The sequence below is a fragment of the Psychromonas sp. genome, assembly GCF_983033635.1.
In genome coordinates this window covers 15,532-22,270 of sequence record NZ_CEZLMY010000052.1, presented here as the reverse complement: position 1 = coordinate 22,270, position 6,739 = coordinate 15,532, and the positions used below count along the sequence as shown (strand labels likewise).

The 6,739-nt window shown below is 37.8% G+C and carries 6 protein-coding genes and 1 pseudogene; 5 read left to right on the top strand and 2 right to left on the bottom strand.

What is annotated here, in order from left to right; translation table 11 throughout:
* Nucleotides 1-365 precede the first annotated feature (365 nt).
* The gene (locus tag AC4GME_RS09140) at nucleotides 366-665 is read left to right on the top strand and encodes a hypothetical protein (protein ID WP_490379268.1); all 300 of its coding nucleotides are present in this window, start codon (nucleotides 366-368) and stop codon (nucleotides 663-665) included.
* A gap of 432 nt (nucleotides 666-1,097) precedes the next feature.
* Here the strand turns inward: AC4GME_RS09140 and AC4GME_RS09135 are convergent, their stop codons facing one another.
* Both AC4GME_RS09135 and gltS read right to left on the bottom strand, forming a co-directional pair.
* Nucleotides 1,098-1,406, bottom strand: a complete 309-nt coding sequence (locus AC4GME_RS09135) for a hypothetical protein (RefSeq protein ID WP_490377010.1) — start codon at nucleotides 1,404-1,406, stop codon at nucleotides 1,098-1,100.
* A 15-nt stretch (nucleotides 1,407-1,421) separates the two neighbouring features.
* Entirely contained in the window at nucleotides 1,422-2,648 is a 1,227-nt protein-coding gene (gltS, locus tag AC4GME_RS09130) for a sodium/glutamate symporter (protein ID WP_490377009.1), read from the bottom strand.
* A 393-nt stretch (nucleotides 2,649-3,041) separates the two neighbouring features.
* Here gltS and AC4GME_RS09125 point away from each other — a divergent pair, with 393 nt between their 5' ends.
* From AC4GME_RS09125 to AC4GME_RS09110, 4 genes and pseudogenes are all read left to right on the top strand, one after another.
* Complete coding sequence (locus AC4GME_RS09125) at nucleotides 3,042-3,950, top strand: SphA family protein (RefSeq protein WP_490377008.1); 909 nt, start codon at nucleotides 3,042-3,044, stop codon at nucleotides 3,948-3,950.
* Between the two features lie 121 nt (nucleotides 3,951-4,071).
* Nucleotides 4,072-4,287: pseudogene (locus AC4GME_RS09120) on the top strand (HlyD family secretion protein); the annotation flags it as partial.
* A 537-nt stretch (nucleotides 4,288-4,824) separates the two neighbouring features.
* The gene (locus AC4GME_RS09115) at nucleotides 4,825-5,523 is read left to right on the top strand and encodes a bile acid:sodium symporter (RefSeq protein WP_490377007.1); all 699 of its coding nucleotides are present in this window, start codon (nucleotides 4,825-4,827) and stop codon (nucleotides 5,521-5,523) included.
* A gap of 534 nt (nucleotides 5,524-6,057) precedes the next feature.
* A partial coding sequence (locus tag AC4GME_RS09110) for an NAD(P)/FAD-dependent oxidoreductase (protein WP_490379267.1) occupies nucleotides 6,058-6,739 on the top strand: 682 nt, incomplete at its 3' end.

Here is a 6,739-nt window from a genome sequence, read left to right as displayed (position 1 = left end):
AGCTTAGATAGATTGTTACTCTGGATTTCTAAGCAGACACTAGTGATGGTTATACTTGGGAGAAAGCGAGCGTTGTGTCAATAGCGAAACATTGATGATAATAAATATTACAACTCGCTCGGCGGGCGTTTGTGAGTTAGCTTTCTAAGTCGTAAAGGGGCACATAGCGCCTCAGAACTTTTGCTAGATTTATCTGTTGATAAATCGTCATTAACAACTTATTAACAAGGCGATCTCTGTCGTAAAGTAAAACTATATTTTTTATAAACATGGATATTGGCGGTATTTGAGGTTCTAATGAAAGGGCGTACATTTTAAGTTTTAATTATATTTGTTTTACATCTAATAGTTAGGAGTTCCATGTAATGTCGTCGAATAGAATCGCTGTAAGTTATCAAGATTTATGCTCTAAGGGACTGATAAGTGACCTGAAAAAAGCTGCAATATGTGATGTAAAAACCGTATGCCGTTTATCTTGTAATCGTTGCCCAAATGTATGTAGTGCTATTGATTTAGAAAAAATAGCAGTTGTAGGTTTGCAACTTGACCATATTTTGATAAAGCAGACTGAAGAAACTGGTAATCTCGATCTACATTTAAGTGCTGATAATATTGTTGTCTGGCTTAAAAAAAATGACATCGCTTACCAAAACATCCTAAGTTAGGAAGCATTGAGTAAATTTCAATTCTATACTTCCTTCTTTGACTCATAGTCTTCATGACATTCAGCTTCTCTGCCCTGACCACTCGCTTACCAAGTAGGAGCTTGAGATGGTCACTCCACGAAAGCATCGCAATGTGCCAAAATTGAAAGATACTAGGTTATATTAGCCACAAATTTGTTGCTTTCTAACTCGCTAATGGGGGCGAAAGCGAGTTAGCTTTCTAAGGCGCTATGGGGCACTTAGCGCCTTAGAAATTTATATTAAATACAGTAAAGTCATGGCGAATTATACTAAGCGACTACACTATGATTTATTTGATTTTTCGGATGAAAAACCGTTAAGCTTTTTAGCTCCTACATACTAGATTATATGTAGGTGCTAAAAATTATTTTTTGATTACTTAGATTGTGAATTAATACCTAAGCTAAACGACTATTTCACAGACGTCTCAACCAAACCTTTGTAAATATCGATATACTTTTCAATAATTACAGCCACTTCCATTACATTTAGTGAGGTTACCGTTGCCATTAATGAACTTTCACCTTTAGCGCAGACCTTACTATTCATACTATATTGCAATTCGTAATACTCACTAATCAGCTGCGAAGGAAGATCCCTTGCTGGCGTAATTTGAGTCGTGATTGTATATGCTCTAATTAATCGGTTTTGATAATTGCCAGTGGTGCACAATACATGCAGTGCACTCTGGAATACTTCTCTTGCATTTAAATAACTCATATTAACTCCTAATGATTATCCTAATAAATTTAAAAAAGTTGGGATGGCAACGGCATTAATTAAGTCGATAAAAAATGCACAGACTAGCGGTACGATAATAAAAGCAAGTTGTGAGTGGCCGTATCGTTGGGTGACGGATGTCATATTAGCCATCGCTGTTGGTGTAGAGCCAAGTGATATTCCACCAAAACCCGCACAAACTACAGCAGCATCATAATCTTTGCCCATTAATGGGAAGACCACGAAAATAGCAACAATCACAGCAAAGCAAAATTGGAATGCTAATAAAATAAACATCGGTCCAGCTAAATCAACTAAGGTCCACAATTTAAGGCTCATTAATGACATTGCTAAAAAGGTGCCTAATGAGATCTCTGCAATTAAATCGATAGCAGGTGAGCGTGCTGGCCAACTAAGCCCTGAAATTCGTTTGTATGAATTAGGAAGAAGATTAGAAAGAGAGATACCGGCAAAAAGGCATGCTACAAACAGTGGCAACTGCAAACCAAGCGCTGCTATCGCTTCATTCAATATGAAACCTAGCGCAATGCAGGCATGAATAGCAACGATTGCATCTAGAAAACCATATGCATCAATTGTTGTATTTTTGTGTACACTACTTTCATCTTTTTGAATATCTTTGTCAGCAACCAAATTATGTTTATTGACTAAGAACTTAGCGATAGGTCCACCCATTAAGCTCGCAAGTATTAAGCCAAATGTTGCACAAGCTATCCCTATTTCCATTGCATTATCAATATTAAATTGTTCACCAATTTGTGGAGACCATGCGATAGAAGTACCATGACCACCAATAAGTGAAACGCTACCACCTAGCAGCCCAATAACAGAATCAATGCCTAATAAAGAAGCAACGCTGATACCTATAATATTTTGTAAAATTAGGTAGATAGCTGTCACGGCAAGTAAAATAATGAGTGGCTTCCCTCCTGAAAGCAGGTCTTTTACTCTTGCATTTATACCGATAGTGGTGAAAAAGTAGACTAAGAAAAAGTCCCTGGCATCTAAATCGAAATTGATTTCGTATCCAGTTGTTAGAAATAGTATGGTGAATAGCAGAGACAGAAACAAACCGCCGGTAACAGGCTCTGGAATACTAAACTCTCTGAGCATTGTCACTTTTTGACTGACTCTACGCCCTAAAAATAGCACTAAAATTCCGATTGTAATGGAGAAAAAGGGGGTAAGGCTGATCACTCCATTCTCTATTATGTTATTCATTTTATTTCCTTATTAGGCATTGGCTTATTTGATTTGAGGCAATTGTAGGTTTGAAATTCAGTGGCATCTATGAAGAGGAAGATTGCTATCAATTAAGGTTACATTTTGGATATATACTATCTATTGCATCAGGCTCATTTCGCACTTTATAAATGTTTTACTAAATTGATAAGCGACGAGTAACCTTTGATTTAACTTAATAATAAAGACTATTACTCCTGCTTTTTTATAAATGCTGGCCACCCAAATTATTCTCAACATGGAATAAACATATACAATAAGGTGGTGTTTAGTAGTTAATGATTCCATCAGATCGCAGTTTGTATTTTTCTTCCATATATTGAGCTTCAACCGCCTGACTAGGCTCCGTTATTCGATGAGGAACGCAACAATATGTTTAATCCCAATGCCAAATTAACGATGTACTTAGCATTATCTCTCTTGACTCCTGCCAGCTATGCAGATGGCTTATTTGGAGCTGGCCATTATTTACCAGGTGCCGCAAATGTACGAGACATGACAATGCCTGCTCAAGCAGGCTTTGTTTATGAGCAATATAATCTGCAATACTCAAGCGGTGACTTGAAAGACAAAAATGGCGATTCAGTAGGTGCTAATACAGATTTTACCTCTTCGGCGATAGCGCCATTGTTTATGTGGACAACAGATTATGAAGTATTAGGCGCAAGATATAGCTTCTATGTCAGCCCAACATTAGTTCAAACGGATGTACGCGGGGAAAAGTCTACAGGAGTGGGTGATACATTTATTCAGCCTTTATGGTTAGGCTGGTTAAATGAAGATTATGATATTAATCTAGGTGTAGGGTTTTATTTACCGACAGGTGCAAGCGATATTAGCCTTGATATGACCACTGCTCAGGTTCAACTATCTGGTTACTATTATTTCATGGATAAAGCGTCGGCGTTGATGTTATCGACAACTTATGAGTATCATGGTGAAGTAGATAAAACAGGCGTTACGCCGGGCAATCATTTGACCATAGAGTATGGTTATAGCCAGTATTTAACTCAACAATTAGAAGTTGGGATCAAAGGTTACAGCCAATGGCAAGTAGACAATGATGAGCTTACTGGATCGTTAGATAACGTTAATCAAACATATAATACCTCTTTGGGTAATCAATCGGAGGTTCATGGCCTTGGTTTGCAAGTTGCTTATTGGTTAGACCCAAACTGGAATCTAGCGCTTAATTACGTGAAAGAATTTGGTGCTAAATCTCGCCATGAAGGGGAGATGATTTCACTAAATATTACCTATTCTTTCAATGCAATTTATTGAAGATTGATTGGCAATCAATTATTACTAATCAATGCCAATGGAATGAATAAACAAGGTGATCAAGCAAGACTGATCACCTTGTTTATACTTTTGGTATAAGTTAGTTGTTAGCCTACTTACAAAAATTCGCCAGACAACAGGGCAAAATGCAAATAATAAACATCATTTTGTCAGATTGAAAATTGATGAAACGCAAAGAAAGGATTTACCCGTTGGCGCTGTTGGTTTGGCTTGGATCTCTGCTGAGAAGCCAATTGCTTTCCTGAGCTTCTTAGATGTAGTACTTGGCATTATTATCCGTATGAAATCACAAATATACTTCTTTTATTCTATCTAAGCTCGATTCCCCTTTTGCACTAAGGGCAAAAGGGGAGTATTTACTTTCTTCACTCAATTATGCTGATGTCATGTTCAACTAAAGCACCTTTTTCAAAAATCATCGCTTAATCCCAAAGCTGACCCATTCAACGTTCAGGATCTCACTTTTTTGCAGTGAATACGTTTATCCGCAATAGATGACTTGGCTGTAACACTTTCACTTCCGGTTTACGGGTGCACCTTTAATTCATTAAATGCCTCAAAGGAACGATCGTGCATGAATATTACCTATTTGATACATGATTGTTCCATTGGTTAGTTATGTGTTGTTTTGAGCATTACAGTGACCACTTGTTTCTCATAATATATATCAAAGGTAGAAATGTATGAATTTAGATATTTTTTCAACTTGTTAGTTGTTGTATTTACTGTCTCTAACCTCGCGTCGATGGGACTAGAGCTAAATATCAAAGAGGTACGTGACACCCTAAAAAGTGCACGGACAGTTGTAATAATTGCTATGTTTGGATGGGTTATTGGTCCAATGATTGCTTAGTTGATCGTTCAGTTTATTCCTTTAACGCCAGCGCACGCGGCTGGACTTCTTTTAGTTAGCCTTGTACCCACGGCACCCTTTTTTCCTGTGATGGTACGCAGGGCGGGGGGAGATATGAATTTCGCTGGTGCATTTATGTTGTTATCGACCATTGGCACTGTTTTACTCGTACCAATATTGGCACCTTTAGTCGTTAAAGGTGTAGAGTTAAGTGTTTGGACGCTTGTTAAGCCTCTATTCATATTAGTGCTATTGCCATTATTAATAGGCGGAGCGATGAGAATTAAGTTGCCAAGTTTAGCGAACAAACTGCTGCCTGTGATTAAAAAGATCGGTGGAATATCGCTAGTAGTGTCCTTGTTTCTCACTTTGATTCTCTATGGGCAAGATATGCTGGGTTTAATCGGTACTTTTGCGCCTGGTGCCTTAATATTGTTCTTCATAACAATTACGGTAGTCTCTTATAAATTTAGTATTGGCTTGAAAAAAACGCAGCGCAGTAGTGTGGCTCTTGGCATGTGTACACGTAATATCGCGGCTGTCTTTGCTGCATACTTTGGTATCATGAATCCACCGCCTGGACTGTTTGTGATGATAGTATTAGTGGTGCCACTTGCAGCGATTGTTGCAACTATAGCTGCACACATTTTTTCTCGGGAAGTACCTGAGACATTACACAAGATAATAGAACAATCGTAAATATGAGCTGGTGTTGTGACCTCAGCGTCGTTATACGATGGCAAATGGATGAAAATTTAGCGTTCATTATCATGAATAAAAGAGGGGTAACGGCCTAAAGCCGTTTAGTTAAGGGTAAATCATTTGTATTTATCTGAATAAAACCTAAGTCCGGTGTTCACTTAACATCGGACTTTTTTATGTCTATAGATTATCTTTTCACTCTCTTGAAGTCTTCACACCCACGCATTTACAACCATTATTTAAAGCCCTATCACCGATATAATTCAAGAATAAGAAATTGCTCCATATTAAGAGACATAAATGCGCACATATATTATCTAAACTAGCCCCGTATTAGCGGGAACAGTTAACTTTTAATGGAGTGATTGTGTAGGAATTGTATGGTTCTGATACATGATTGTTCCATTAGCTGGTTGTCAATTGCCATAGGCCTTATTGTGACTGTATTAAATATCTCAGCAGAAGTCAGGTTGTACTTTGAGTTAAGTTGAGATTGATATTTTTAAACTATGTTAATTGAGGAATGTAATTATGAAAAAACGAATTCTTATTGTTGGTGGTGTTGCTGGTGGTGCGTCAACTGCGGCGCGTTGTAGAAGACTAGATGAAAACGCTGAGATTATTATGTTTGAAAGAGGCCCGGTTGTCTCTTTCTCTAACTGTTGTTTGCCATACCATATCTCCGGGCTGGTAGAAAAAGAAGAAACGCTGATTTTAATGAACCCGCAAAAGTTCAACATGTGGTTCAATATCGATGCACGCATTAACAGTAATGTGATTGCCGTTAATAGCGATGAAAAAACCATTCAAGTGGAAAACACACAAACAGGAGAAGTTACAACAGAGCATTATGATTCATTAGTTGTTGCGCCTGGTGCTGACTCAATCGTTCCTGCATTTTCTGGGCTGGATAAAATTGATCACTACGTGCTAAAAACGGTAGCAAATGTCTCAAAAATCATGTCGTTTATTAAAGATAAAAACCCGAAACATATGACAGTGGTTGGAGGTGGTTTTATTGGTCTTGAAGCGGCTGAAAATCTGAGAGAAAGAGGTATCGAAGTCACTCTTATTGAAGGTACTGATCAGATTATTCCGTTTGTTGATCGAGATATCTCCTATTTTGGTCAAGCGGAGCTGCTTAAAAATGGTGTCGAGGTTATTTTAGAAGATCTTGTCGCGGCATTTGATACACAAAAAGTAATTCTAAAGT

Coding starts and splice junctions, on each gene's coding strand:
- AC4GME_RS09140 (WP_490379268.1), top strand. CDS start 366: ATGTCGTCGAATAGAATCGCTGTAAGTTATCAAGATTTATGCTCTAAG.
- AC4GME_RS09135 (WP_490377010.1), bottom strand. CDS start 1,406: ATGAGTTATTTAAATGCAAGAGAAGTATTCCAGAGTGCACTGCATGTA.
- gltS (WP_490377009.1), bottom strand. CDS start 2,648: ATGAATAACATAATAGAGAATGGAGTGATCAGCCTTACCCCCTTTTTC.
- AC4GME_RS09125 (WP_490377008.1), top strand. CDS start 3,042: ATGTTTAATCCCAATGCCAAATTAACGATGTACTTAGCATTATCTCTC.